At 56.1% G+C, this 24,354-nt stretch carries 20 protein-coding genes and 8 pseudogenes; 18 read left to right on the top strand and 10 right to left on the bottom strand.

The annotated features are described in order from the left end of the window. Positions 1-18: 18 nt before the first annotated feature. From N7E01_RS14345 to N7E01_RS14335, 3 genes are all read left to right on the top strand, one after another. Positions 19-375, top strand: coding sequence for a flagellar protein FliT (locus N7E01_RS14345; protein WP_289173364.1), 357 nt, complete (start codon positions 19-21; stop codon positions 373-375). Continuing rightward, complete coding sequence (locus N7E01_RS14340; protein ID WP_289173363.1) at positions 372-1,721, top strand: flagellar hook-length control protein FliK; 1,350 nt, start codon at positions 372-374, stop codon at positions 1,719-1,721. Before N7E01_RS14345 ends, N7E01_RS14340 begins: the two co-directional genes overlap by 4 nt. 70 nt (positions 1,722-1,791) lie before the next feature. Continuing rightward, positions 1,792-2,109, top strand: a complete 318-nt coding sequence (locus N7E01_RS14335; RefSeq protein ID WP_289173361.1) for an EscU/YscU/HrcU family type III secretion system export apparatus switch protein — start codon at positions 1,792-1,794, stop codon at positions 2,107-2,109. Between the two features lie 88 nt (positions 2,110-2,197). On the opposite strand, the pseudogene fliE reads toward N7E01_RS14335, so the two are convergent. Continuing rightward, positions 2,198-2,529, bottom strand: a pseudogene (gene fliE, locus N7E01_RS14330) (flagellar hook-basal body complex protein FliE). Positions 2,530-2,892: 363 nt separating this feature from the next. Here fliE and fliF point away from each other — a divergent pair. From fliF to fliR, 15 genes and pseudogenes are all read left to right on the top strand, one after another. After that, positions 2,893-4,584, top strand: a complete 1,692-nt coding sequence (gene fliF / locus N7E01_RS14325) for a flagellar basal-body MS-ring/collar protein FliF (protein ID WP_289173359.1) — start codon at positions 2,893-2,895, stop codon at positions 4,582-4,584. Continuing rightward, on the top strand, positions 4,571-5,572 hold the full coding sequence (gene fliG / locus N7E01_RS14320; protein WP_289173356.1) for a flagellar motor switch protein FliG: 1,002 nt from the start codon (positions 4,571-4,573) through the stop codon (positions 5,570-5,572). The genes fliF and fliG overlap by 14 nt, the downstream gene beginning before the upstream one ends. A 264-nt stretch (positions 5,573-5,836) precedes the next feature. Continuing rightward, positions 5,837-6,529 (top strand): annotated as a pseudogene (gene fliH / locus N7E01_RS14315) (flagellar assembly protein FliH); the annotation flags it as partial. Further along, a pseudogene (gene fliI, locus N7E01_RS14310) lies at positions 6,522-7,860 on the top strand (flagellar protein export ATPase FliI). The pseudogenes fliH and fliI, both read left to right, overlap by 8 nt. Further along, positions 7,847-8,308 (top strand): flagellar export protein FliJ, encoded by a 462-nt coding sequence (gene fliJ / locus N7E01_RS14305; protein WP_289173355.1) that lies wholly within the window; start codon positions 7,847-7,849, stop codon positions 8,306-8,308. The pseudogene fliI and the gene fliJ overlap by 14 nt, the downstream one beginning before the upstream one ends. Before the next feature lie 4 nt (positions 8,309-8,312). After that, positions 8,313-9,419, top strand: coding sequence for a hypothetical protein (locus tag N7E01_RS14300; protein ID WP_289173353.1), 1,107 nt, complete (start codon positions 8,313-8,315; stop codon positions 9,417-9,419). 95 nt (positions 9,420-9,514) lie between these two features. Continuing rightward, positions 9,515-9,730: a hypothetical protein gene (locus N7E01_RS14295; protein WP_289173352.1), complete on the top strand. Its 216-nt coding sequence runs from the start codon at positions 9,515-9,517 to the stop codon at positions 9,728-9,730. 2 nt (positions 9,731-9,732) lie between these two features. Continuing rightward, positions 9,733-10,029 carry a flagellar hook-length control protein FliK gene (locus tag N7E01_RS14290; protein WP_289173350.1) on the top strand — a complete coding sequence of 99 codons (297 nt, stop codon included), beginning with the start codon at positions 9,733-9,735 and terminating at the stop codon, positions 10,027-10,029. Positions 10,030-10,061: 32 nt separating this feature from the next. After that, positions 10,062-10,520, top strand: coding sequence for a flagellar basal body-associated FliL family protein (locus tag N7E01_RS14285; RefSeq protein WP_289173348.1), 459 nt, complete (start codon positions 10,062-10,064; stop codon positions 10,518-10,520). Continuing rightward, positions 10,521-11,530: pseudogene (gene fliM, locus N7E01_RS14280) on the top strand (flagellar motor switch protein FliM). A gap of 119 nt (positions 11,531-11,649) precedes the next feature. Further along, positions 11,650-12,169, top strand: a pseudogene (fliN, locus tag N7E01_RS14275) (flagellar motor switch protein FliN). Between the two features lie 4 nt (positions 12,170-12,173). Continuing rightward, positions 12,174-12,485, top strand: coding sequence for a flagellar biosynthetic protein FliO (fliO, locus tag N7E01_RS14270; RefSeq protein ID WP_289173347.1), 312 nt, complete (start codon positions 12,174-12,176; stop codon positions 12,483-12,485). An 8-nt stretch (positions 12,486-12,493) separates the two neighbouring features. Continuing rightward, a pseudogene (gene fliP / locus N7E01_RS14265) lies at positions 12,494-13,268 on the top strand (flagellar type III secretion system pore protein FliP). 23 nt (positions 13,269-13,291) lie between these two features. Beyond that, positions 13,292-13,561, top strand: coding sequence for a flagellar biosynthesis protein FliQ (fliQ, locus tag N7E01_RS14260; protein ID WP_289173346.1), 270 nt, complete (start codon positions 13,292-13,294; stop codon positions 13,559-13,561). An 11-nt stretch (positions 13,562-13,572) separates the two neighbouring features. Then, positions 13,573-14,352, top strand: coding sequence for a flagellar biosynthetic protein FliR (gene fliR / locus N7E01_RS14255; protein WP_289173345.1), 780 nt, complete (start codon positions 13,573-13,575; stop codon positions 14,350-14,352). Positions 14,353-14,455: 103 nt separating this feature from the next. Here the strand turns inward: fliR and N7E01_RS14250 are convergent, their stop codons facing one another. The 9 genes and pseudogenes from N7E01_RS14250 to flgE all read right to left on the bottom strand — a co-directional run bounded on the left by N7E01_RS14250 (position 14,456) and on the right by flgE (position 24,347). Continuing rightward, positions 14,456-15,115: a hypothetical protein gene (locus N7E01_RS14250; protein WP_289173344.1), complete on the bottom strand. Its 660-nt coding sequence runs from the start codon at positions 15,113-15,115 to the stop codon at positions 14,456-14,458. Positions 15,116-15,233: 118 nt separating this feature from the next. Beyond that, positions 15,234-16,493: a flagellar hook-associated protein FlgL gene (gene flgL / locus N7E01_RS14245; RefSeq protein ID WP_289173343.1), complete on the bottom strand. Its 1,260-nt coding sequence runs from the start codon at positions 16,491-16,493 to the stop codon at positions 15,234-15,236. A gap of 91 nt (positions 16,494-16,584) precedes the next feature. Beyond that, positions 16,585-18,246 carry a flagellar hook-associated protein FlgK gene (flgK, locus tag N7E01_RS14240; RefSeq protein WP_289173342.1) on the bottom strand — a complete coding sequence of 554 codons (1,662 nt, stop codon included), beginning with the start codon at positions 18,244-18,246 and terminating at the stop codon, positions 16,585-16,587. 138 nt (positions 18,247-18,384) lie between these two features. Then, entirely contained in the window at positions 18,385-19,425 is a 1,041-nt protein-coding gene (gene flgJ / locus N7E01_RS14235) for a flagellar assembly peptidoglycan hydrolase FlgJ (RefSeq protein WP_289173341.1), read from the bottom strand. A gap of 102 nt (positions 19,426-19,527) precedes the next feature. Then, positions 19,528-20,637: pseudogene (locus tag N7E01_RS14230) on the bottom strand (flagellar basal body P-ring protein FlgI). Positions 20,638-20,808: 171 nt separating this feature from the next. Then, positions 20,809-21,491: pseudogene (locus N7E01_RS14225) on the bottom strand (flagellar basal body L-ring protein FlgH). Positions 21,492-21,510: 19 nt separating this feature from the next. After that, positions 21,511-22,296, bottom strand: coding sequence for a flagellar basal-body rod protein FlgG (gene flgG, locus N7E01_RS14220; protein ID WP_289173340.1), 786 nt, complete (start codon positions 22,294-22,296; stop codon positions 21,511-21,513). 60 nt (positions 22,297-22,356) lie between these two features. Next, positions 22,357-23,115, bottom strand: a complete 759-nt coding sequence (locus N7E01_RS14215; RefSeq protein WP_289173339.1) for a flagellar basal body rod protein FlgF — start codon at positions 23,113-23,115, stop codon at positions 22,357-22,359. Positions 23,116-23,138: 23 nt separating this feature from the next. Beyond that, positions 23,139-24,347 (bottom strand): flagellar hook protein FlgE, encoded by a 1,209-nt coding sequence (gene flgE / locus N7E01_RS14210; RefSeq protein ID WP_289173338.1) that lies wholly within the window; start codon positions 24,345-24,347, stop codon positions 23,139-23,141. Positions 24,348-24,354: the final 7 nt, after the last annotated feature.

Genomic DNA, 24,354 nt, shown 5'->3' with positions numbered 1-24,354 from the left:
CCTGACAAAAGAGTTCCTATGCTTGCAGCCCGACCTTTTATGACCCAGACTTCGCCCACGTTACGCCAATACGAGCTGATTGCCTCGCTATCAGACAAAATGGTGCGCCTGGCACGCCAGAACGACTGGGAGTCCGTGGTCTCTGTCGGCCAGCAATACATCAATGCGGTCGAACACCTGAAAGCGCTAACCCCGCTTGACGATGACGATCGCCTGGCGCGCAAGCCTTACCTCACCAAAATATTGAATGACGATGCCCGTATCAGGCATATGGTTGCCCCTGAGCTTGAGCGTCTGGGCGGCCTGTTGGGCACAATGAAACGTCAACAGCATGTGGCTGATGCCTATCTGGCGCCACCCAAGATTCGCTCATGAGCGTTAATGGCCCAACCCTGGGCACTTTACTGGTGCAACGTATTGATGCTGCACTAGGCATCGCAACGTCCCAGCAAACCAACATCGCGAACGGGGCTCGCCCCGATGCAGTCTCACAGGCGGCCGAAGCCGCCAAGCTTGATCCGCTCCAGAATCCGGTAAGCCGCGAACCGCGTGAAAATGTCGACCGTGCACAGCTTCAGAATGAACAACAGGTTCGACAAGCCATTGAGCGCGGCAAACTGGATGCCCAGAAAGGGATGCTTAAAGGCACCCGTGAAGGCCCCAACACAACCACAACGCCCTCTGCGCCGACCACATTAGGTAATGCAGCGCGCACCATTTTGTCTTTACTGACGACGTTCCCGCAACAACCTGCGCCAGTCCAGGGTCGTCAACCGCTTGTCTCGCCATTCGGCGAAGGCAAACAAAACACAGCCACTCAAAACCAGAACGCCCCTTCAGGCACGGCCTCCGGTTCCGGCAGCAGCCCGGCCGCCTCAACCGCTTCTGCAGCCAACCCGGGCAGTGCCACAAGCACCGGCAACCCGGCCGGGCAAACTGGACAAGCCGGTGGCTCACAAGGCAGCACTAACGCTACAGCGAACAGTCAGGGAAGCACACAGGCCACTGCAAACGCCCAAGGCAATCCGGTCATTTCAATGGCCATGACCGCACAGCGCACGTCACCTCAAGCGTTCATGCAAGCTTTGGGCAATGCCCTGCAAAGCAGCGGGTTGTTTTACGAATCGCATTTGGCTGATCTTGCATTCGGCAAGACCCAGGCCCAGACTGTACGTCAGGAACCCCAAGCCCAGCTGCACCTGGCGGCACAAGCACGCCCGGCTCAACCACCAGCTGCCACCGATGCCACGCTACAAAACAACACGGTCACGTCACGTGCCGAACCTGCAGGCGGGCCATCAGCAAGTTCGGGCAGCACCCAGGCATCCGCAAACGCACCCGGCACAGGCGCGCAAACGGCAGCACAGCCTGGGGCCAGCGCCACAACGCTGGCCGGCCTTCACCCTGAAAGCCACCTGATGGTTCGCCAGCAGCTTGAAGTCCTGGCCAATCAAACCGTGGCGTGGCGAGGCGAGGCCTGGCCGGATGCAAAAATGGATTGGGAAATACAACGGCGCGAGCCCGACCACGATGCCGACCCTGAATCACAAACGCATTGGGCGACACGCCTGAAGTTGCAACTGCCGCACCTGGGCGAAATCGATGTCCGTATCAATCTGGTCGACAACCGGGTGCTGTTGCACGCGGTAGCCCCCAGTCGGCGCAAACCCTGTCAGAACACCGCGATATGCTGCGCAGCAGTTTCGACGCTTCTGGCCTGACCTTAAGCCAGTTCGTTATCGACCGTACCGCTGCTGCAAAAGACAATCATGACTAAATCTGGTGTCTCTGATGAATAAACCCGGCGTCTCTGACCTGCATCGCAATCGCCCCAGCGCTGTCGCGATCAAGTACGACCAGGCTGACTCGGCCCCACGGGTTGTCGCAAAGGGGTACGGCTCTTTAGCCGAACGCATCATCAAAACAGCCAAAGAAAACGATTTGTACGTTCACGAATCGCCCGAGCTGGTCGGGCTGTTGATGCAAGTTGACCTGGACCAGCATATACCGCCGGAACTGTATCAGGCGGTAGCTGAACTTCTGGCCTGGTTATACATGCTGGAATCGCGCCAGGATGAACTGCCAGCCGAATTGGGCCCGGTCATCTGAAAGGCTTGAAAACATCTGACGGGATTAAATAGCAACCCCGGAATATCGAGTTGCCTGCGACCTGACGCACAAACGCGCAGACACACGATCAGATTGGCATGCTGGCAATTTCCTGATAGGCCGCAACCAGACGATTACGTACCTGCACCGTGGTCTGGAAAGCAATACTGGCTTTCTGCATATCAATCATGACATCGTTCAGCGAAACGTTGGGGTCACCCAGCTGGAACGAACGCGCCTGTGCCGCCGATGCATTCTGCATTTCAGCCACTTGCTGAATAGAACGTTGCAACTCTGCCGCAAACCCGCCCGGCTCGGCGAGCGACACCTTGTCGGTAACCGAACGCCCCCTGCCGCTTCGGCGACAGAACGCAGTTGGCCCAAAATATCTTGCAGCCCCGAAATTTGCTCAATTGCCATAAATCCAGACACTTATAAAAAAAGTTTGTGCCAAACAGAAAAACCAAATAATACTTCAGGATGCTACTATACGTCTCGATTTAACCCGGCAAGGCGGGTAATAACCCTTGACTTTCCAGATACTCCTGCCCTTTCAGAGTCCGCAAATTGTTACAACGCTGCACCCGCTGCCATAAAGAACAGCATATCCATGCCGTTAACCTGAAAAAGCACCCAAAAGAGGGGCTTTTCGGCGCTTGCAGACCAGAAAAGAAACGTAATAATTCACGGTCCGCCTACTAACGTTTAGCTGAATGCGTATCTTGCAACCCTTTTGCTCAAACCCCTGCCTGACGCCAGCACGCGTGTGCCCAGAGGTTATCAATGAGCCAGGCTGCCGCATTACTGGCTCGCTACCCCTTCCTGTCCAAAATAGCCAATGTGCCCAAGCCGGCACTCATTGGTGCTGCCTCGTTGCTGATCGCCTTGGTCGTGGTACTGATCTTGTGGTCGCGCCCGCCCGAGTACCGTGCGCTGTTCACCAACCTGCCCGACAAAGAAGGCGGTGCCATTGTGACCGCCCTTACGCAAATGGGCGTGCCGCATCGCATCGCCAATAACGGCACCGCCATTGAAGTACCGGCCGACATGGTGCATAAAACACGGCTGCAACTGGCCGAGCAGGGGTTGCCCCGCTCAGGCGATGCCGGCTTTGAACTGCTGGACAACACCCGTTTCGGGGCCAGCCAGTTCACCGAACAAATTACCTACCAGCGCGCACTTGAAGGCGAATTGGCCAGTTCGATCGAAGCGGTGCATGCGGTGCAATCAGCCCGGGTTCACCTGGCCATGCCACGGGAAAGCCTGTTTGTACGCGATCGCCAGCCTCCAACGGCATCGGTGCTGGTCACGCTTTACCCCGGACGCTCGCTCAGCGAGGCGCAAGTGTCGGCCATCACCTGGCTGGTTTCATCCAGCGTACCCAACCTCGCGTCGGACAATGTCTCCATTGTCGACCAGAATGGCCGTCTTCTTACTTCGCCCAGTGGTGATGCCGGGCTTGAAAGCTCGCGTCGGAATCTGGTCAACGACATCGAGCAGCGCACGGTACAACGCATCATGACCCTGCTGACTCCCTTGGTCGGTGCGGGTAATGTGCGCGCCCAAGCCAGCGCCGACGTCGATTTCGCCGTGCGTGAGCAAACCTCCGAGGTCTATCGCCCCAACCAGAACCCAGTGGATGCCGCCGTTCGCAGCGAACAACGCAGCGCCTCTGACCAGTTTTCCGGCGGCCTGCCCCCGGCGGGCGTACCGGGTGCCCTGACCAACCAGCCGCCAGCCAATGCGCAGGCTCCTATTGTCGTGCCTCCGGGTGACAACGCCAATGCAGAGGCGGGTCAGCCCGCGAATGCCGGCAACCCGAATCCTGGCGCCCAGCCTAATGCAGCGGCCCCTCAAAACACCAACGCGGCCCAAACCACAACGGGCCCGGCAAACGTGCGCCGTGACTCAACCATCAACTACGAAGTTGACCGCACCATCAGCCACGTCAAAGATCCGGTCGGCCAACTGCGTCGACTGTCTGTGGCGGTGGTGCTCAACTACCAGCCCAATACTGAAGGCGAATATGTTCCGCTGCCGCAGGAAACACTCGACAGCCTGAACAGTCTGGTACGTGACGCCATGGGGTACTCGGCCGAGCGCGGTGACACCGTCAGCATCATCAACAGTCCGTTCAGCGAAAGCATGATCCCGCCACCGCCGGTCTGGAAGAACCCCGAATACCATGCCCTGGCGCTCAAAGGCCTGGAATATCTGCTGATTGCAATTGCCCTGTTCATTTTCTGGCGCAAAATTGGCAAACCTGCAGTCGAAAGCCTCTCCAGGAAAACAGAAGAAACCCTCGAAACCGTGGTCAGTACCACCGAAGACGAAGACGAAATCCTGCAGCGTGCTTCCGATATCACGAAGTACGAAGACCGCCTGAAACTTGCCCGCGAAATGGCCGAGAAAGATCCTCGCGCAGTGGCCATGGTGATTCGTTCATGGATGGAAAAGCAACATGGCAAATCTTGATGACCCTATTGAACGCTGCGCGATCCTGATCATGTCGCTCGGCGAAGACGCCGCAGCCGAGGTCTTCAAACACCTGTCGCCACCCGAAATCCAGCAAATTTCGGGGGCCATGGCGGCCATCAAACAACTGACGCGGGCCGACGTCGACAAGGTGCTGTCAGATTTTCGCGATGAAGCCGACCAGTTCATGGCGGTCAGCCTGGGCTCTGAAGACTACATCCGTTCGGTACTGACCAAAGCCTTGGGCACCGATCGTGCCGCCGGTCTGATCGAAGACATTCTTGACGCCGAAGCCGGCTCCGGCGGGATCGACGCCCTGAACTGGCTGGACGCCAACAGCGTGGCCGAACTCGTTGCCGATGAACACCCCCAGATTATCGCGACCATCCTTGTCCACTTGCAGCGTGACCGGGCATCTGCCGTACTGGAACTGCTTAACGAGCGCCTTCGCAATGACGTCATGTTGCGTATTGCCACATTTGGCGGCGTACAACCGGCTGCGCTGGCCGAGCTTACCGATGTGCTGAACAATCTGTTGTCGGGCCAGAGCGCAAAACGCAGCAAGCTGGGTGGCGTACGTACCGCGGCCGAAATCCTGAACTTCATGACGTCAACCGAAGAAGACGCCGTCATGAATACGCTGCGCGAAATCGACGCCGACCTGGCCCAGCGCATCAGCGAAGAAATGTTCGTTTTCGACAATCTTCTCGACATCGAAGATACTGCGATCCAGCTCATTCTCAAAGAAATCAACACCGACAGCCTCATTATCGCTCTCAAAGGGGCTCCGGAAGAGCTGCGCGAGAAATTCCTCAACAACATGTCAAATCGTGCTGCCGAAATGCTGCGCGACGACCTGGAGGCCCAGGGGCCGGTTCGCATGTCCAAAGTGGAAGAAGCACAAAAAGGCATTCTGTCGGTGGCGCGCCGCCTGGCCGAAACAGGCCAGATCAGCCTGACCCGCCTTGGCAACGACGAGTATGTCTGATCCCAAAAGCGACAATCTCGATCCGGAGGCGTGGCGACGCTGGGAAATGGCTGACCTGGGCAGCACCAAACCCGCCCGGCCGGCGCCGGGCAGCAAACTCTCGCGACGCCTTGCCGAACAGCAACAAACGCCACCCGCCTCATCCGGCACCGACCCCGCCACAACGAACCTGCACCCCATACCTGACGACGTCCTGGCTCATGTCGCCCAGATCGGGAAAAACGTGCGCGAAGCGGCCCGCACAGAGGGCTACGCCGAAGGGTTGAAAAAGGTCACGCCGAAGGCTTCGCAAAAGGCAAGGCCGAAGCGCAGAAAATCGGACACGATGAAGGTTTCCAGGCCGGCCATCGCGAAGGCTACGAGAAAGGTCTGGCAGAAGCTCGTGCGCTGGGAAATGCCGAGGCTCAGCGCTTGCAACAGCTGGTCAATGAGTTCACCGCCTCCGTCCAGGCCCTGGACGCCCAAATTGCTGATTCCGTTGTAGATTTGGCTCTGAACATCGCCCGCCAGGTCATACGCAGTACACTCGTGATTGCCCCTGAAAAAGTGGTGGAAACCGTACGCGACATTCTGCAAGCGGACACCAACAGCGACACCCTGATGTACCTGCGTCTGCATCCCGAAGACATGGCGCTGCTCAAACGTCACTTGTCCGACGATCCGCGCTTGCACAAGTGGCACCTGGAGCCTGACGAACGTATTGAACGCGGCGGCTGTATTGCCGAAACATCACTGGGTGATATCGACGCGACACTCAAAACCCGCTGGGAGCGCGTTGCCGGAACGTTAAGCGATCACGCCCCTGGATCAAAAACCCATGAGCAATATCGGCGTCAAACTCCCGTCTTTGGCCAGCCGATGGAACAACCGGCTGCTGAATGCATCGCGTCGCGTCTCCACCATCGAATCCTGGAACGCCAGCGGAAGGGTCACGCGGGCTACCGGGCTGGTGCTTGAAGCCACCGGCCTGCGCCTGGCCGTCGGCGCCGCATGCAAAATTGAAATTTCGCCACGACACGACCACTGGGCGGATGCCGAAGTGGTCGGCTTCAACGGCAACACCCTGTACCTGATGCCCCAAAGCGATATTTCAGGCCTGCCTCCAGGGGCGCGTATTGTGCCTGCCGAGACGACCGTCGCACCCATAGATGACCGCCCGTTCGACCCCATCGACGACATGCACATCACGACCCAGGCACGGCATTTGCCGGTCGGTGAAGGCTTGCTGGGCCGCGTGCTGGATGGCGCAGGACGACCCTTGACGGCTTGGGCGCACTGACACAGGTTTCCCAGGCTTCCTGACCGCCCACACCATCAACCCGCTGGCCCGCGCTCCCATCAAATCCGTCCTTGACGTCGGCGTTCGCGCCATTAATGGCCTGCTGACCGTTGGCCGTGGCCAGCGGATGGGGTTGTTTGCCGGTTCCGGGGTCGGTAAAAGCGTACTGCTGGGCATGATGGCCCGTTACACCGAAGCCGAAATCATCATCGTCGGCCTGATCGGTGAACGGGGCCGCGAAGTGAAGGAATTCATTGAGGAAAACCTCGGGGCCGATGGCCTGAAACGCGCTGTTGTCGTGGCCGCGCCGGCCGATGTTTCACCCCTGTTGCGTATTCAAGCCTGCGTATACGCCACACGGCTGGCCGAATATTTCCGTGACCAAGGCAAAAACGTCTTGCTGATCATGGATTCACTCACCCGCTATGCCATGGCACAACGTGAAATTGCCCTGGCCATCGGTGAGCCCCCGGCCACCAAGGGCTACCCACCCTCTGTTTTCGCCAAACTTCCCGCTCTGGTCGAACGGGCCGGTAACGGCGCGCCGGTTGGTAACAAACCTGCAGGATCCATTACCGCGTTTTATACTGTGCTTACAGAAGGTGACGACCAGCAAGACCCGATTGCCGATTCGGCGCGTGCCATTCTTGATGGCCATGTCGTCTTGTCGCGCAAACTGGCCGAGTCAGGCCACTACCCGGCCATCGATATTGAGGCCTCAATTTCCCGCGTCATGTCGGCCGTCGTTCCTCAAGAACAAGTCAATATGGTGCACCAATTCAAGCAAATGCTATCGCGTTACCAGCGCAACCGTGACCTTATCGCCGTCGGCGCTTACCGGCCTGGCAACGACCCCCGCATCGATGAAGCCATCGAAAAATACCCGCGGCTTGAGGCTTATCTGCAGCAAAGCATTAACACGCGGATTGACTACACGCGGGCGCGGCAAGAACTTGACATGCTGCTGACCACACCGGCAAGGGCAGGGAACATGAATGGCAACCGATAATCCGCTTAACACACTGATCGACCTGACCAAAAATCAGGCCGACGAAGCCGCGCGACAACTGCAAGCCATTACTGCTTCGCGCGACGGCGCCCAGGAACAACTGGCCACGCTTCATGTTTACCGCCAGGATTACATCGAGCGTTTTGAAAAGGCCTCTGTCGAAGGCATGTCAGCTGCGAACTACCATAATTTTAGGCAGTTTATCGCTACTTTAGATGAAGCCATTTCACAGCAAAATAAGATAGTATCCCAGCTTGACCTCAAGCTTGAGCAAGGCAAACAGCAATGGTTTGATCAAAAGCGGCAACTGACCTCCTACGAAACGCTGTTATCGCGCCAGGAAAACGAGCGCCAGCTTCAGCTTAACCGCAAAGAACAGAAGTTCAACGACGAGATGTCCATGCACCAGTACCGTCGTCATCAACCCCATGCAAAGGGTAACGGGTAACACCATGAATGCACAACAAACGACATCGGTCGTCAACCTTATTTCAGCCCAGCCGGCCAAAGTGTCGGCTTCAAGCTTTTCCGACGCCAACGCTCAAAATTTTGCTGACATTCTGGGCAACCAGCGTACCCAGCAGGCCGCGCCAGCGCCGCAGTACCGCAGCCCAGCACCCGCAAGCAATAACAGTGCGGCACAGTCAGGCAACAGCGCGGCACAAAGTCCTCCGACCAATACGCAACAGGCCTCTTCCACCCCGGCGCCGCAAGCCTCTTCCGCCAGTACGACCAACACTCAGCAAGCCACCTCAAGCGCTGAAACCTCACAAGACCCAACCACCGCGAATGGCGCTGTGGCCTCTCATACCAGCAGCTCGGGGTCAAACGACACCAGCAGCTCGGGCGCTCCCGGCACCGACGCCTCCCCACACGCCAATAAACAGGCTGTCACTGAAGACGAGCCCGCCGCCAACCCTGTTGCGCTGGCCATGTCTGACCTTGCTGCAGCGGTCGCACAGGTCTTCATGGCGCGTAATGCGTCGGCCACCTCTGCATCCGGGGCTGAAGCAGCACTTGTCGCAAATGACACAACGGCAACGGCTGACCTAACCAGACAAAATGGGGACAGCCTTGCCCAAAATGGCCAGGCTCTCAAAGGTTTTGCGCTGGAAGATGCTAGCGGCCACGGCAATCAACGTAATTTCACAGAGAACAGCCTGCTGGCCAATCAACGGGCTGTCGCAGAACCAGTCGCGAATGACCCGCGTCTTGCGGTGTCAGGCCGGGCTCGTCCTGCCTCATCGGCAAGTTCTGATGCCAGTCAGGGGAAAACCCTGACTTTGCGGTTCAGGCCACAACTGACGCTGCCCGTGAGAATGCCGATAGTGCATTGGCCCGGCTTAACCAGCGCGTTCAGGCCACAACTGACGCTGCCCGTGAGAATGCCGATAGTGCATTGGCCCGGCTTAACCAGCGCGCTGACACCCTCGATCGCGATGCACGCCTGGACGCGAATTCACGCCTTGCCCTCGAAAAAGCAGCCGGGCGCAACGCCAACGGCACAGCCTCTGGAACTGAATCTCGTGCATTCAACACACTCTCTGAAAGCAGCCTGAAGGCTGATGCTGACCTGAAATCCAATTTCATCGCTGCAGCCAATAGCACTTTTGGGCGTGGGTCTGCACAATCTCAACCACAGGTCGCAACACCCTTGACGGAAGCCAGCATCGGGCTTGCCCCGACCCCCACCAGTTTTGCACCTGGGTCCATGGCCACGCCGCTGGTCAGCACGCCGTTGGGCCACCCCCAGTGGGGCAATGATTTCAGCCAACAGGTAGCCGGCATCAGCCAGACGCTTAAAAACGGCCTTCAAACCATTGAAATGCGGCTCGACCCCCGGATCTGGGCCCCATCCGCATTTCACTGAGCATGAACGATGGCGTCGCGCAGGCCATGTTCATTTCCCCGCACGCCAATGTACGTAATGCGGTAGAAAATGCGTTACCCCAGTTGCAGCAACAGTTGGCCCAGGCCGGTATTTCGCTGGGCCAGACATCGGTCAGCGATCAAGGTCAAACCGGGCAGCAGGCCGGCGAAGACAGCCCGTCGGGCACCAAAGGCAATAATTCACTTGCTTCAGCGAGCGTCGTAGCCGAAAATGCCCTGCCTGCGTCAACAGTGCGTGCACAAAGCGCGCATAATGGCCAGATCAATACGTTTGCCTGACCACCTGCAACCCAACAACGCTTCCCTGATTGATGAAACTGCTGAAACTCGCGTTACTTGTTATCGCCATTATGGCTGTCACTCTGGGCAGCACGTTCTATTTCCTGCAATCTTCCGGCATGCTGGCCGGTGGGCAAGCCGACGCCGCACCCGTGGTCGAGGTCGCACCGCCGCCCAAGCCCATTTTCTTGCCGCTCGACCCATTCACCGTAACGTTGCGCGAAAACAACAGCACGCGTATTCTTTATGTGGAAATCACCCTGCGCGTTAACAACGATGCCTCGCGCGAACAACTGGTTGAATACATGCCTGAAGTACGTAACCGCGTTATCAGTGAACTCACAAAAAAGACACCCAGCAACCTGCAGTCAAGCGAAGGCCGCAACGAACTCGCCCTTAACCTGGTCAAATCCTTGTCAGAGGCCTACTACCCAAACCCTAACCGCCCCGCTATTTCCAACGTTTTATTTACTGCGTTCGTAATTCAATAAATGTCGTATTCCAACTTTCTCTCTCAGGATGAAGTTGATGCCCTCCTGGCCACTGTGTCAGGCGAAGATGATGCGCCCTCCAAGACAGCCCTGGAAGAGCGCTCGGGCGTGCGGCCCTACGACCTCAGCTCTCCAGATCGTGTCGTGCGTCATCGCATGCACACGCTCGAACTCATACATGAACGCTTCGCACGACGCCTGCGTACCGTATTGCTGAACTTCATGCGCCGTAACGCCGACATCACTGTATCGGCCATCAAGATTCAGAAATACTCTGATTTCGAACGCAACCTACCCGTTCCGGCCAACCTGAACATGGTCAGCATGAAGCCCTTGCGCGGCACGGCACTGTTCACCTACGACCCGAACCTCATTTTCCTGATTATTGACAGTCTTTTCGGGGGCAACGGGCGCCTCAACACGCGTATCGAAGGAGAGACTTCACCACGACCGAACAGCGCATCATCGGTCGTCTGTTAACCGCAACCCTTGATGCCTACCAGAACTGCTGGGAAAACATTTATCCGCTTGAGCTCGAATACATCCGTTCAGAAATGTATGCAAAATTCGCCAGCATTACCAGCGGCAATGAAATCGTGGTGGTGTGCTCATTCAATATTGAACTGGGGGCTACCGGCGGCAACCTGAACATCTGCCTGCCCTACTCCATGCTCGAACCTATCCGCGATGTACTGTCACGCCCATTGCAAGACTCGGCGTCCGATGACATTGACCGTCGCTGGACGAAACAGCTGTCACTCGAAGTACGCAGCGCCGATGTCGAACTGGTGGCTGAATTTGCGCGTGTCAACTCTACCATCGGCAAGCTCATGCACATGAAAGTGAACGACGTGCTGCCACTCGAGCTATCGCCGACCGTCACCGCGTCTATCGGGGGTGTACCTGTTCTGGAATGTACCTACGGTAGCTTCAACGAAAAGTATGCCCTGCGTGTTCAGAAGTTTCTGGCGCCGATCGAACCTGAATTAAAACGAGTAAGAACCCCATGACCGATCCGACCCAAGATCCCGATAAAGCAAACGATCTCAACGACGATCAGGGCACTGATCCCGCATCCATTGATACCCCCGCATCTGCAGAATCGCCCGACAATACCGATTTTGGCGACATGTCTGCCGAACTGGATGATGATTGGGCGGCCGCTCTGGCAGAGCAGGCATCAACAACACCGGGGTCAACCCAGTGCTGATGGCCTGCAGAACGAAATGGATGACTGGGCTGCCGCAATGGCAGAACAGACCGCCACGACACAGCCTCAGCAAGCCACCGAAATGGACTACGCGGCTGAACCTCAACCTGTTGCCATGCCTGCGACACAGCAGGTTTTCCAGCCGCTCATTGGTTCAGGCAGCGCCGGAAACAGTGACATCGACATGATCATGGACATTCCTGTCCAGTTGTCTGTCGAACTGGGGCGTACCAAGCTGACGATCAAGAACATCCTGCAGCTGGGGCAAGGCTCGGTTGTCGAGCTTGACGGCCTGGCCGGCGAGCCCATGGACATTTTCGTGAACGGTTACCTGATTGCACAGGGTGAGGTGGTTGTCGTCGACGACAAGTACGGTATTCGCCTGACCGATATCATTACCCCATCCGACCGTTTGCACCGGCTTAACAGCCGCCGCTAAGTTCATGGATGCGCCCGACGTTCTGCAACCCATCGTTGCGTTATTGTTCATTCTGGCGCTGATTCTGGGCGGGGCGTGGCTGGCCCGGCGTACCGGTTTAATCCGTGGTCGCAGCCAAAACGATATCAAAGTTGTTAGTTCGTATAGCCTGGGTGGACGTGGCTTCATTACCATCGTTGAGGTTGAACAGGCTCGCCTGGTGCTCGGCGTTACACCCCAGCACATCACGCTGCTTCATCAATTGCCGCCACACACTCATTCCGCCAACGTGCAGTACGACAAGGCACAGGCGTTTGCCAGCGAGCTGAAGTCATGACAGCATTCATGACGCAACATGGCTGCCACACGCGCCGTCTGAAACAACTGCTGGTCGTTCCCGTCCTGCTGATCATTGCCGCCCTGTTAGGCGGCCAGGCCGTTGCGCAAGGGCTGCCGGCCTTTACCGCAACCCCGGAGCCAACGGGGCACAGAACTATTCACTCAGCCTGCAAACACTGTTGCTGCTGACGATGATGTCGTTCCTGCCCGCCATGCTGCTGATGATGACGGGATTCACTCGCGTCATCATCGTGTTGGGGCTGTTGCGCAATGCCATGGGTACCGGGGCCTCACCCCCAATTCGGTCCTTATCGGCCTGGCCCTGTTCCTGACGTTTTTTGCCATGGCCCCGGTGTTTGATCAGGTCTATGAACAGGCCTATTTACCCCTCAGCACGGGTGAATTGGCCTTTGAGCCGGCATTGGCGGCCGCTGCAGAGCCCATGAAAGCCTTCATGCTAAACCACACGCGTGAAACTGACCTGTCTTTGTTTGCCAACATGGCCGGTATCACTCAGCTTGAAACGCCTCAGGATGTCCCGTTACGCGTACTGGTTCCGGCCTTTGTCACCAGCGAGCTGAAAACCGCCTTCCAGATCGGTTTCACCATTTTCATCCCTTTTCTGATCATTGACCTGGTGGTGGCCAGTGTGTTGATGGCGCTGGGGATGATGATGGTGCCACCGGTAACGATTTCATTGCCGTTCAAGCTAATGCTATTTGTTCTGGCTGACGGCTGGCACTTGCTGCTCGGGTCGCTGGCCCGCAGCTTCGCGGTCTAGCGAACGATACCCAGGAAACCGCCATGACGCCTGAAACCGTAATGTCCATGACCTACCTGGCCATGAAAGTAGCCCTGACCATGGCCGGGCCACTGCTCTTCGTTACCCTGGTCGTCGGTCTGGTGATCAGTATTTTCCAGGCCGCCACACAAATCAATGAAATGACGCTGTCATTCATTCCCAAGTTATTGGCTGTCGGTGCAACCTTGGTACTGGCCGGGCCGTGGCTGATCAGCGTCATGGTCGACTACATCCGCCACCTGATCCAGTCATTGCCTACCCTGGCCGGCTGACAGGGTAGGAAATGATTTCAGTTGATGCGGCACAACTGTATGGCTGGCTGAACGCTTTTTTGTGGCCTTTCGTGCGTATCGCCGCCTTCATGGCCACGGCGCCAATCCTGGGTGAGGCCTCTATCCCGGCACGCGCCAAAGTCGGGCTGGCCGTATTCATAGCCCTTGTGGTGGCCCCGACACTGCCCGCTCCACCCACCTATTCTCCGGCATCCTACGAAGGGCTGTTCATTGTGCTGCAACAGTTCCTGATCGGCGTACTGCTCGGTCTGATCATGCGGGTTGTGTTTGCCGTCGTACAAACCGCCGGGGAATTCATCGGGCTGCAAATGGGGTTATCGTTCGCATCATTCTTTGACCCGCAAACGGGCGCAAACACCGCCGTTCTGGCGCGAATCATGAACATGGTTGCCATGCTGCTGTTCATTGCCATGAATGGCCACTTGCTGATGCTGGCCGGTTTCATCCGCAGCTTCGACCTGCTGCCCATTAGTGCGAACCCCATCAACAGCGCCGGTATCGCCGTCTTGCTGGACTGGAGTTCGCAGGTACTGGTGTCAGGCATGCTGCTTGCCCTGCCGCTGATTATTGTTCTGCTCAGCATCAGCCTGGCGCTTGGCATTCTGAACCGTACCGCTCAACAACTATCAGTTTTTGCGGTCGGCTTCCCGATCAGTTTGATGGTCGGATTGATTTTATTGTGGATTGTCCTGCCGCAAATCGCGCCATTTTTTGAACGCTTGGTAGACTCGGGCATCCAGACTATGGGGCGAGCGATCAACGCGCTATAAAGACTGTTTCAGTAAAGCGAGGCGCTTCAAAGGTAATGGCTCAAGTATCAACAATGCACTTTAGCGGTGGTAGTGACAGGTTCAAGACCAAAAAGGTGCTGCTTTATTGTCGTCCAGTCGGCACAGGATAGGTCACTACCGGGTTTGGCAGCGAGTTTTCCAATGTGTTTGAAGGACGATAGGCCTGAGACGCTGGCGGTGTTGCCGGTACAAGCCCGGTCGACGATGGCGAGCCACCACCCTGCCCCACTGGCGCAAGCCCTGAGGTTTGCCCTGCAGCATCGATGATGATGATCCGCTCGACTTCCTGCACCTGGGTTTCCTGAATGACTTCGGTGGTTTGCCGGGGTGCCTGAACCGTTGCCGGCGACTGCTGTGACAGGCTTTGACCTGACTGCGCGTTGGCCTGCCCATTCGGGTCACGCGGCGGAATTAGAATATTCACGGTATCGACAATACCCACAAACCGCCCCTGAGGATCAAAGCGCAGCGTCGCTTCCTGACGGAAATAAATCGCATCCGTCAAGATGGACCCTTTATGGGCCCACCGTGCCAGCATGGCCCCATTCAGTTGAGCATACGTGTTGGACGGTTCGGCGCCCAACATCCGGACCGCATCAGCAAACGTGGTCTGACCCGGTACAAAATCAGCCAACGCCTCGGTTATGAAGAATTGCCCGGTTGTCGTGCAACCTGCCAGTGCGACAACGGCTACGACAGCAGCCGTACGTGAAAACAGGCTGACGAAACCAGAACATGCCATTAAAACTACCCTTATTGAACCAATATCAACTTGTTATGTATTCTGGATCTTGTACATAACCGCTGGAGATCCGGGACAAACCAGTAAAAAACTGTAAATACCCGTTGGCGATCTGTGATTAACCGTTCGAGATCCGGAACAAGCTAGTGGCCTGGATCTGCTTGAACGCCAGCGAAGCCGCTTCAAGTGCTGCTGTTTGCTGCTGCAACTGCGCCGTTGCCTCATACCAGTCAAGTTCTTCAAGACGGATCAACTCTTGGGCATAACTGAGATTACGCAAACTGGCGTTATCATCAATCGACTGGATTTCATTCAAACGTGTACCCACCGATGAACGAACCGTCAGCACCTGATTGTAGGTGACATCAACGCGTTGCATGGTGGCATTGAGCTGATTTTGAAAACTTGCCGCATCTGCGGGCGTAAGTGACGACGGCGTGTTCAGAACTGCAATTAAATTATCCAAAGCATCAAAAACATTATGCTCTGGCGCTGAAACCAAAGGATCAGTACTAAAAGAAGGCTCAATCGTAAAGACGTCACCATCTTCTGGGACCCCGGAAATCTTGACTTTTACCTGGCCTGAAATATCAAGCTGTGTCATAGCTTGAGAAATTAGAGTCTCAGTACCGAATGTAGCCCCATCATCGGTAGAAACAGCATACGTGGTCTCATCTGTAGCTGCATCCTTGGTAAACCTTACCGTAAACGTTTTTCCGATATCCGCCCCCTGCGCATTTGAAATGCTAGGTGAACCAATAACCATAGTACCTGTATTCGTCGCAGCAGCCGAGGTTAAATAGTTTCTCGTTCCAGGAGCAGCTTGCATGAAAATTTCTCTACCTGTATCTGCAGAATCAAGTTGCCTCGTTTGATCAACCTGAATCTTGCGTCGACCATCATCACCGTCATACTCTATACGCCCATCGGCTGCCGCGGAAAACGGCGGTTGAGTCCCTTTATGGCCCGAGAACAAGTACTGGCCGTTGCCATCGGTAGAATTTGCCAACCCCAGCAAATTATCGCGTGCATTCGACAGTACGTTACCCAAAACGGCGCGGTCAGCATCGGATAATGTACCGTTACCGGCCTCGACCAGACGCGTTTTGATGCCAACCAGTAACGACGTAACAGAAGTCAAGGTATTTTCTTCAGACGACAACGCTGACTTGGCCACCTGACGGTTTTCGGTATAGCGCAGGTTCATGGTTTGCGACTGCGCAATATTGATGGTTTGCGCAGCGGCCAGCGGGTCGTCTGACGGATTGATCATCCGCTTGCCGGTACCGATTTGCTGATACAACTTCATCAAACCGGCCTGCTGGCTGTTGATGGTGTTGACCCCGGTCTGAAAAAACAATGATGAACTGATACGCATGGCAACCGCCTTTATTCAATCTGGGTAGCCGGTGCGCCACAACGGTTGCGCACCCGGACTCTACATGTATTACTGCTTCAAGCGAGGCTTACTATTGTTTCAGGCTAAGCAGGGTGTCGAACAGCGTAGAGCTGACGTTGATAAGACGCGAAGCCGCCTGGAACTGTTCTTGATAGCGCTGCAGGTTAACGTACTCTTCGTTGAGGTTAACCCCGGAATACGCCTGCTGGGCCGCATAGGTTTGCTGAACCAGCGCCGCCTGCGCCTTCTGGGCGGTCTGGATTTGCTGCGTTTGCACACCGACATTGTTAACGATTTGCGAATAGGCTTCGTTAAAGTTCATCGCACCGTTGCCCAGCGTCTTGGCAGTTTGCAACTTGGCCATTTCAAGGGCGTTGGCGTTATCACTGACGCCGGTACCCGGGCCCGCCGCAGCAAACTTGGCAGGGTCAGTCATTGCCATGCTGAGGTCAGAAGCCGCCATGCGAGTTGGCGCTACCGACCACGAATCGCCAGCGTTAACATCGGCAGAATTAGGAAAGTTGAATGTCAGGCCATCGTACTGACCTGGCGCATTCACCGGATCATCAGGTGCCACAACAGTCTGCTCGGGCAAACGAACCACTTTGTACGCTGTACCATCAAAAGACACCTGATAGTTGGCGCCTGTCAATTTATTGGCATCCGCAAACTGAACCGTCACATTGCCGGTACTGGCCGGATTATTGCGTGGAGAAGCCAGCACTGTCGGGTTAGCAATCGAAAACATGTCGGCGCCTGTATCGCCGTTCAGGTCTTCGCCATTGGCCTGCGCCTTATTGATTGACATGGCCAACCCCACGGCCAATCGACCCAGATCATTTTGCACAGCATCAAGCGAATCGGTACGATAGGACAACAACCCACCCAGCTTGCCGCCCGTAATGTACTTGTCGTCAAGCTCGATTTGCACAGAACTGTTATTGCCAGCAGGCAAGCTATAGGCCACGGCGGTACGACGCGGGTCATAATCAGAGGGCTGGGCCGAAAGCGGGTATACAGTATCACCACTCAGCAATACCTGACCGGCACCAAAGGTCAGACCGATACGGTCACCTTGCTCGATAACCTTGACACCGACCAGTTCGTTCAGTTCGGCAACGGCCTGGTCGCGCTGGTCGAGCAGGTCATTCGGAGTAGCCCCGGAACCTGAAGCGCGCGCGCGCACGATCTGGTTGTTGAAATCATGAATACGCTCGACATAGCTGTTGACCTGGCGAACCACGGTGCTGATCTGGGTATTGATATTGCCGCGCTGCTCTTCCAGAAACGCATTGGCATCATTCAGTTGCCCAACCAGACTTGAGGCCCGACCAACAAGCTCTTTGCGCGCAGCCGGGTCGGCGGGCGACGATGCCACCGCCTGAATCCCATCGAAAAACTTTTGCAACGCCGGCGACACACCTGCCGTACGGTCAGCAAACAAATTGTTGATTTGCGTGATTTCAGTGCCAAACGAAGCCAGTTCAGCCTGCTTGCTCTTGGCATTAACCACCTGACGATACAGGAAGTTGTCGTAAGAGCGTTCGATGGAATCAACGCGCGCACCCATACCAATATACCCGCGCCCCATGTTCTGGGCCCCTTCGGTCGACACCTTGACCTGCTGGCGGTTGTACCCATCCGTATAGACGTTATTGATGTTGTGACCTGCAGTCTGCATACGGTTCTGTGCAACATTGATGGCTGCAAGGCCAAGATTCGCTAACTTCATAAGGTTCCACCAAAAAATCAGGGTGCTGTACGACTATATTCGTACGCTGTAATTCGTTAACGGCAGAAAGGCCAGAATATTTAGGTATACGCAATCACAAAGACAAGCACTTGCACTGCCGCAGCCAGCCCCACCTTATCAGCGCCGTGCCATCGTCGCCAGGTTGCGCGGCGCATTTCCAGCGGTATTACCCAAGCGGTCATCAAAGTAGCCCATAATCGAAATGAGCTTGTCGGCATAGGCCGGGTCTGTGGCGTAACCAGCCTCCTGGATACGCACTGCGGCTGCTTTTGCGTCCGGCGCGGTCATCACTTCACTGTAACGTTCGGTCTGACTGATCAGACGGGCGTAATCGGCAAAAGATTCAGCGTACGAGTTATACGCCCGGAAAGGTTGCATCATTTTTTGGGGCTCACCATCCACATATTCGGTGGTCATGATATTGACCACCTTGCCCTTCCAGCTTGAAGTCGCCTTGATGCCAAAAAGATTGTAGCTATTGCTGCCATCTTCACCACGGATTTCGCGCTTGCCCCAGCCAGACTCAAGCGCCGCCTGGCTAAGAATCAACTTGGCAGGAATCCCGCTTTTTTCGGCGGCCTGGCGGGCCGGCTCGGCCATCTGGGCCACAAAATCCTCAATGTGCGACGGTGCGCCTTTGATGGCAGTAAACACCGCATCAGAGGACGAACGCACCCGTTGGCCCACTTGCGTTTTACCCAGCAGCTCCAGCAAATCGGAAATGGAATCGAACGGTTTGCTTGTGCCACCCGTCCCTTGCACGGAAGCCCCGGAAAGGCCGGGCAACCCGCGATCTGCCGACAGACGGGCATCAACACTGGCCACCAGATTGCCGCGCAACTGGTCGAGCAATGCCTGGGCCAAGCCCAAACCGCCCGCTTTACCCAGCGACTGCGCAATCTGCTCGTCTGACATGCTTTGTGCCAGCTTCATCTGCTGGCTGCCCATAATGTTTTCAAGACCGGGGGTAGACTGACGGGCCTGCTTGAGCAACTGTTGCAGCATCAGGGTTTCGAATTGCTGCGCGACATCACGCAAAGCCTCTTCATTTTGCGCCCCATCGCCTTGAACGCTGCGCTTGAGCCGGTCAAGATGGGAGAAATCCATCGAAGACGGCGTTAATTCAGTCGGGCGGGGCAAAAAATATGGCGTATTCATGATGACTGTGGCCCAAAAGTGTTCATGATGACCAAGGTCGAAATCGATTCAGAGCGACCGAGGCCAATAAGGATTCAGGAGGACTATGGCCGAATCTGGCGATTAAATGATTTCAAGATCGGCACGCAAGGCACCGGCGCTTTTCAGGGTTTGCAGAATCGACAGCAAGTCTTGCGGCGTCGCACCCAGCGCGTTCAGCGCATTGATCACATCCGTCAGGCGCGCACTGGTCTGAATACGCTGCAACGCCCCCTTCCGAACGCATTTCGATCTGGGTGTTATTGGTGACCACGGTTTCACCACCCGCCAAAGGGGTGTCGGGCTGGTTCACCTGCTCCTGGTTACTGATGGCAATCGACAGATTGCCGTAAGCCACGGCGGCCTCTTCAATCGTGACGGTGCGGTTCATGACGACCGAACCGGTGCGGGCGTTGATGATGACCTTGGCCCGCGCAGGCGGTAACTTGACCTGCAGGTCTTCAACCTGTGACAGGAACCGGGCCTGCTGCTCGGGGTCAAGCGGACCGCGCAACTGGACATGACGGCCATCCACCACCGACGCCGTACCGGCACCGAACTTGCGGTTGATCGCCGTAGCAACGTTCTGCGCAATACCAAAGTCAGTCGTATTCATTTCAAGGTTGATAAAACCATCACGCACAAATGTGGTAGGCACCCCGCGCTCGACAATGGCCCCGTCAGGGATCGTACCCCCGTTCAACTGGTTCACCTGAACGCTGGAGCCCCCGACGATGCGCCGGCACCACCCACCAGCAAGTTACCCTGAGCGATGGCATAGACTTGGCCGTTCGCCCCTTTCAGCGGAGTCATCAGTAGCGTGCCACCACGCAAGCTTTTGGCGTTACCCAACGACGACACCACGACATCAACCGACTGGCCGGGGCGTGCGAACGCCGGCAAACGGGCCGTTACCATAACGGCCGCTACGTTCTTGACCTGCATGTTCGTGCCTTGCGGCACGGTGACACCCAGCTGCGACAGCATATTGGTCAGACTTTGCTGGGTAAACGGCGACTGACGCACCTGGTCGCCACTGCCATCGAGCCCGACGACCAACCCGTAGCCAATCAACTGGTTCTCGCGCACGCCCTGAATGGAGGCGAGATCCTTGATACGATCCGCGTGGGCAGGCAGCGCCAGCAACAGAGCCAGCGAAAACAAAACAGCGCGGAAGGTAAACGTGATGGGCATGAGCTATTGGTTAACTGAAAATAAGAAAAGCTATTGGTTAACTGAAAACAAGAAGAGGTATTGGTTAACTAAAGATGAAAAGAGTCGTTGGATATTAAAATGTCATGCAGAGCTTCGGCACAACACGTGGGCGTCAAAGTAATGTGCAACTGCCTCAGCCATACCCAAGCATCAGAACGGTGCAATATTCAGGAAGAAACGCTGCAACCAACCCATTTCCTGCACTTCGTCCATGCGACCTTTACTACGGTATTCCATACGCGCATCCGCCACCTGGGTAGACGGTACCGTACCGGACCCTGAAATCGAGCGCGGATCAACCACACCCGAGAAGCGCACATATTCAGAGCCGCGGTTAATGGCGATCTGTTTTTCACCAGCCAGCTGCAGGTTACCGTTGGGCAATACACCGATAACGGTCGTGGTCAGGGTGCCGGTAAACGTATTGTTGGCGGCACTGGAACCCTGACCCGACGCCTCGTTGGCACCGGTCATGTCAAAATTCTGCTGCGGCCCGATATTGGACGGCAAGAACGACGAGACCGCATTCAACCCCAGATTGGCACTGCCTGAGCGAGTGGTTTCGGTAGACACCGTTTTGGCCGCGTTGGTCTTTTCCTGAATCAGGATAGTCACGATGTCACCCACATTACGCGGGCGGCGGTCTTCAAACAGCGGGTAGTTACCGTACGCTGTCGGCTGATAAATAGACCCGTTGGGTTCAGGCATGACCGTGGGCGGTGGTGGGCTGGCGGTCAATGGCCCCGTTACCACAGGCTCGGGGGGATCATGGCACAGCCCTGAACCACCAAGGCGCAGAACGCAACGACAGCAATGCGTAACGACTTCAACATGCGTTCATCATTCAGAAAATTACAGCTGCGTCAAACGCGCCAGCATCTGATCGGATGTCTGAATGGACTTGCTGTTCATTTCGTAAGCGCGCTGGGTCACGATCATGTTGACCAGTTCCTCAGCCACGTTCACGTTGGAGGTTTCCACGAAATTCTGGAGCACCAGACCGGCGCCATCAAGCCCGGGCTGGGCAAAGTTGCCAGGGCCAGACGCATCGGTTTCGGCGTAAAGATTTTCACCCAGGCTTTGCAGGCCGGTGGGGTTGATGAAGGTGGTCAACTGCAACTGGCCGATCTCAACGTTGGCACCCACCGCACCCGGCTGGGTCACCGACACCGTACCATCGCGCGCAATGGTGACGCTTAGCGCGTTGTCGGGGATATTGATCGGCGGCTGAACGGGGTAACCACCGGCCGTCACCAGCTGACCGTTCTGATCAACCTGAAGGCTGCCGTCGCGCGTGTAGGCAAACTCGCCATTCGGCAACTCAACCTGCAAGAAACCACGCCCCTGAATGGCAATATCCAGCTGATTGCCGGTTTGTTGCAGGTTGCCTTGTGAATGGATCCGTTCGGTAGCCACCGTACGCACACCCACCCCCAGCTGCAACCCCGAGGGCAACTGGTTGGCCGCACCCACCTGCGCCCCTGGCTGACGGATGGTTTGATACATCAGATCTTCGAATACCGCGCGACTGCGCTTGAAACCCGCCGTACTGACGTTGGCCAGGTTGTTCGAGATCACGTCCTGATTGGTCTGCTGTGCTTCGAGGCCGGTTTTACCGATCCAGAGAGAACGAATCATGGTTTTCCTTGCTGCCGCCTGTTTGATGCGACATTGACTAAATTTAACTGGAAGCCGCTTTTAATTCGAGGCCGACAAGATACCGTTGGCACGCTCGGCATTGCGGTCGGCATCTTGAATCACTTTCATCTGCATTTCAAACATGCGGCCATTGCGAATCAGGCCGATCATCGACTCAGCGGCGCTGACATTGCTTTTTTCAATGAAGCCTGCCGCGATACGAATATTCGGATCAGCCGGTGCTGCCGCTGGCGCGTTACCCTGAACAAAACGGAACAGACCGTCGTCGCCACGCTGCATGGCCTCGGGCGGCGGGTTGACCAGCTTCAGCTGACCAATGTTCTGGATATCGTTCGGGTTGTCACCCGCACCCAGCGCCGTAATGGCGCCATCGGGCGTGAAGGTGATGCTACCACGCTCAGGCACCTCGATCGGGCCACCCGCATTCGACAAAATGGGGAAACCCGCCTGGTTAACCAGTTGGTTGTTCTGGTTGACCGCCAGATCACCGGCGCGGGTGTAGGCCTCCTGGCCGTCAGGGCCCTGCACGGCAAACCAGCCGTCACCCATAATGGCTACGTCAAGCGCATGCCCGGTTTCCTGCATGGGGCCTTGACCAAAGTTACTACCCGGCGTGGACACGACCGTACCCACCCGGGTAGGCGATGTTCCTTCAGCCACGAACGGCACCGCCCGGTAGGCCGACAACTGTTCACGAAACCCCGAGGTACTGACGTTGGCCAGATTATTGCTCAGCACAGCCTGATCTTCCAGTACCCGCGCAGCACCACCGGCAGCGATATAAGCGATACGATCCATTTCAGTTCAAACGCTTTTAGTGATTAACGCAACGTAATCAAGGTCTGCAGGATCTGGTCCTGGGTCTTGATGGTTTGTGCGTTGGCCTGATAGAAGCGCTGCGAAATAATCATACGAACTAGTTCCTGGCTCATGTCGACGTTGGATTCTTCGACGGCTTGGCCGCGGATCAGGGCAAGGCCATTGGTGCCGGGGCGACCAAGGATGGGCTGGCCGGAAGCACCGGTTTCAACCCAGGCGTTATCACCCACGGGACGAAGGCCAGTCAAATTATTAAAGTTGGCCAGTGCGACGTAACCAGTAACACGACGTTCACCGTTGGTGTAAACAGCGTTAACAGCACCATCCTGCCCGATTTCAATATTTGAAAACTCGCCTGTCGGAAAACCGTTCTGAGTAAAATTGTACCCAAACTCACCACTAAAAGAAGTTGTCCCGGTATAGCTGACCGCTATCGCCAAAGGGGCAGGGGTTCCGGGCAGAGTAGCCGCAGGAATGTTAAGCGTAAAATCGGGTGGAGGATTCGGATTAGTAACGCCGGCATCAGTAAAATTCAACGTAGGACCAGCAATCAAAGTAAAGGGACTTGCTGGTGGAACCGCCGCTGGATTTGGAACAGTGTAATCAACGCGCCAAGTCTTGTCAGCCGTTTTTGTGAAGTACTGAGTAAGCTGAACAGGGCTACCCAGCGAGTCGTAAGCGGTGACAGGAAGCGAATGAGTGTAAGTTTCCGGCTTCGTCGGATCAAATGCTACCGTAACATTCGGCGCTTTTGCATTTAAGTTAGCTGCCGTAGTAAGGGTAGTGGTAGCAACTGGTTGAAGATTCCCGACAGGTACTTTAATAGGGTTTGTATCCGTGCCGGTTACACCGTATCCAGTCAAACGCTGACCCTGTGCATTCACAATGAAATTGTTGGCGTCCTGGAAAAACTGGCCGTTACGGGTGTACATAACATTACCGAGCTGATCCTCAACCCGAAACATACCTGCCGCCCCGTCGACCGCGAGATCAAGCTGGTTACCTGTATTAGTGATGGTACCTACCGTAAAGCGTTGGTTGATTGCAGCAACCTTAGACCCTAAACCTACCTTCGACGTCGCATAAATATCGCCAAACGCCACAGTGGACGCCTTAAACCCCACCGTATTCGCGTTGGCGATGTTGTTACCAATAACGTCGAGCTCTTGTGCTGCCGAATTAAGCCCGCTTAAACCTTGACCGAAACCCATGATTGAA

This window comes from Neopusillimonas aromaticivorans (genome assembly GCF_030344915.1).
Taxonomy (GTDB): Bacteria; Pseudomonadota; Gammaproteobacteria; order Burkholderiales; family Burkholderiaceae_B; genus Neopusillimonas; species Neopusillimonas aromaticivorans.
This window is presented reverse-complemented; position numbering and strand designations above follow the sequence as displayed.

Coding starts and splice junctions, on each gene's coding strand:
- N7E01_RS14345 (WP_289173364.1), top strand. CDS start 19: ATGCTTGCAGCCCGACCTTTTATGACCCAGACTTCGCCCACGTTACGC.
- N7E01_RS14340 (WP_289173363.1), top strand. CDS start 372: ATGAGCGTTAATGGCCCAACCCTGGGCACTTTACTGGTGCAACGTATT.
- N7E01_RS14335 (WP_289173361.1), top strand. CDS start 1,792: ATGAATAAACCCGGCGTCTCTGACCTGCATCGCAATCGCCCCAGCGCT.
- fliF (WP_289173359.1), top strand. CDS start 2,893: ATGAGCCAGGCTGCCGCATTACTGGCTCGCTACCCCTTCCTGTCCAAA.
- fliG (WP_289173356.1), top strand. CDS start 4,571: ATGGCAAATCTTGATGACCCTATTGAACGCTGCGCGATCCTGATCATG.
- fliJ (WP_289173355.1), top strand. CDS start 7,847: ATGGCAACCGATAATCCGCTTAACACACTGATCGACCTGACCAAAAAT.
- N7E01_RS14300 (WP_289173353.1), top strand. CDS start 8,313: ATGAATGCACAACAAACGACATCGGTCGTCAACCTTATTTCAGCCCAG.
- N7E01_RS14290 (WP_289173350.1), top strand. CDS start 9,733: ATGAACGATGGCGTCGCGCAGGCCATGTTCATTTCCCCGCACGCCAAT.
- N7E01_RS14285 (WP_289173348.1), top strand. CDS start 10,062: ATGAAACTGCTGAAACTCGCGTTACTTGTTATCGCCATTATGGCTGTC.
- fliO (WP_289173347.1), top strand. CDS start 12,174: ATGGATGCGCCCGACGTTCTGCAACCCATCGTTGCGTTATTGTTCATT.
- fliQ (WP_289173346.1), top strand. CDS start 13,292: ATGACGCCTGAAACCGTAATGTCCATGACCTACCTGGCCATGAAAGTA.
- fliR (WP_289173345.1), top strand. CDS start 13,573: ATGATTTCAGTTGATGCGGCACAACTGTATGGCTGGCTGAACGCTTTT.
- N7E01_RS14250 (WP_289173344.1), bottom strand. CDS start 15,115: ATGGCATGTTCTGGTTTCGTCAGCCTGTTTTCACGTACGGCTGCTGTC.
- flgL (WP_289173343.1), bottom strand. CDS start 16,493: ATGCGTATCAGTTCATCATTGTTTTTTCAGACCGGGGTCAACACCATC.
- flgK (WP_289173342.1), bottom strand. CDS start 18,246: ATGAAGTTAGCGAATCTTGGCCTTGCAGCCATCAATGTTGCACAGAAC.
- flgJ (WP_289173341.1), bottom strand. CDS start 19,425: ATGAATACGCCATATTTTTTGCCCCGCCCGACTGAATTAACGCCGTCT.
- flgG (WP_289173340.1), bottom strand. CDS start 22,296: ATGATTCGTTCTCTCTGGATCGGTAAAACCGGCCTCGAAGCACAGCAG.
- N7E01_RS14215 (WP_289173339.1), bottom strand. CDS start 23,115: ATGGATCGTATCGCTTATATCGCTGCCGGTGGTGCTGCGCGGGTACTG.
- flgE (WP_289173338.1), bottom strand. CDS start 24,347: ATGGGTTTCGGTCAAGGTTTAAGCGGGCTTAATTCGGCAGCACAAGAG.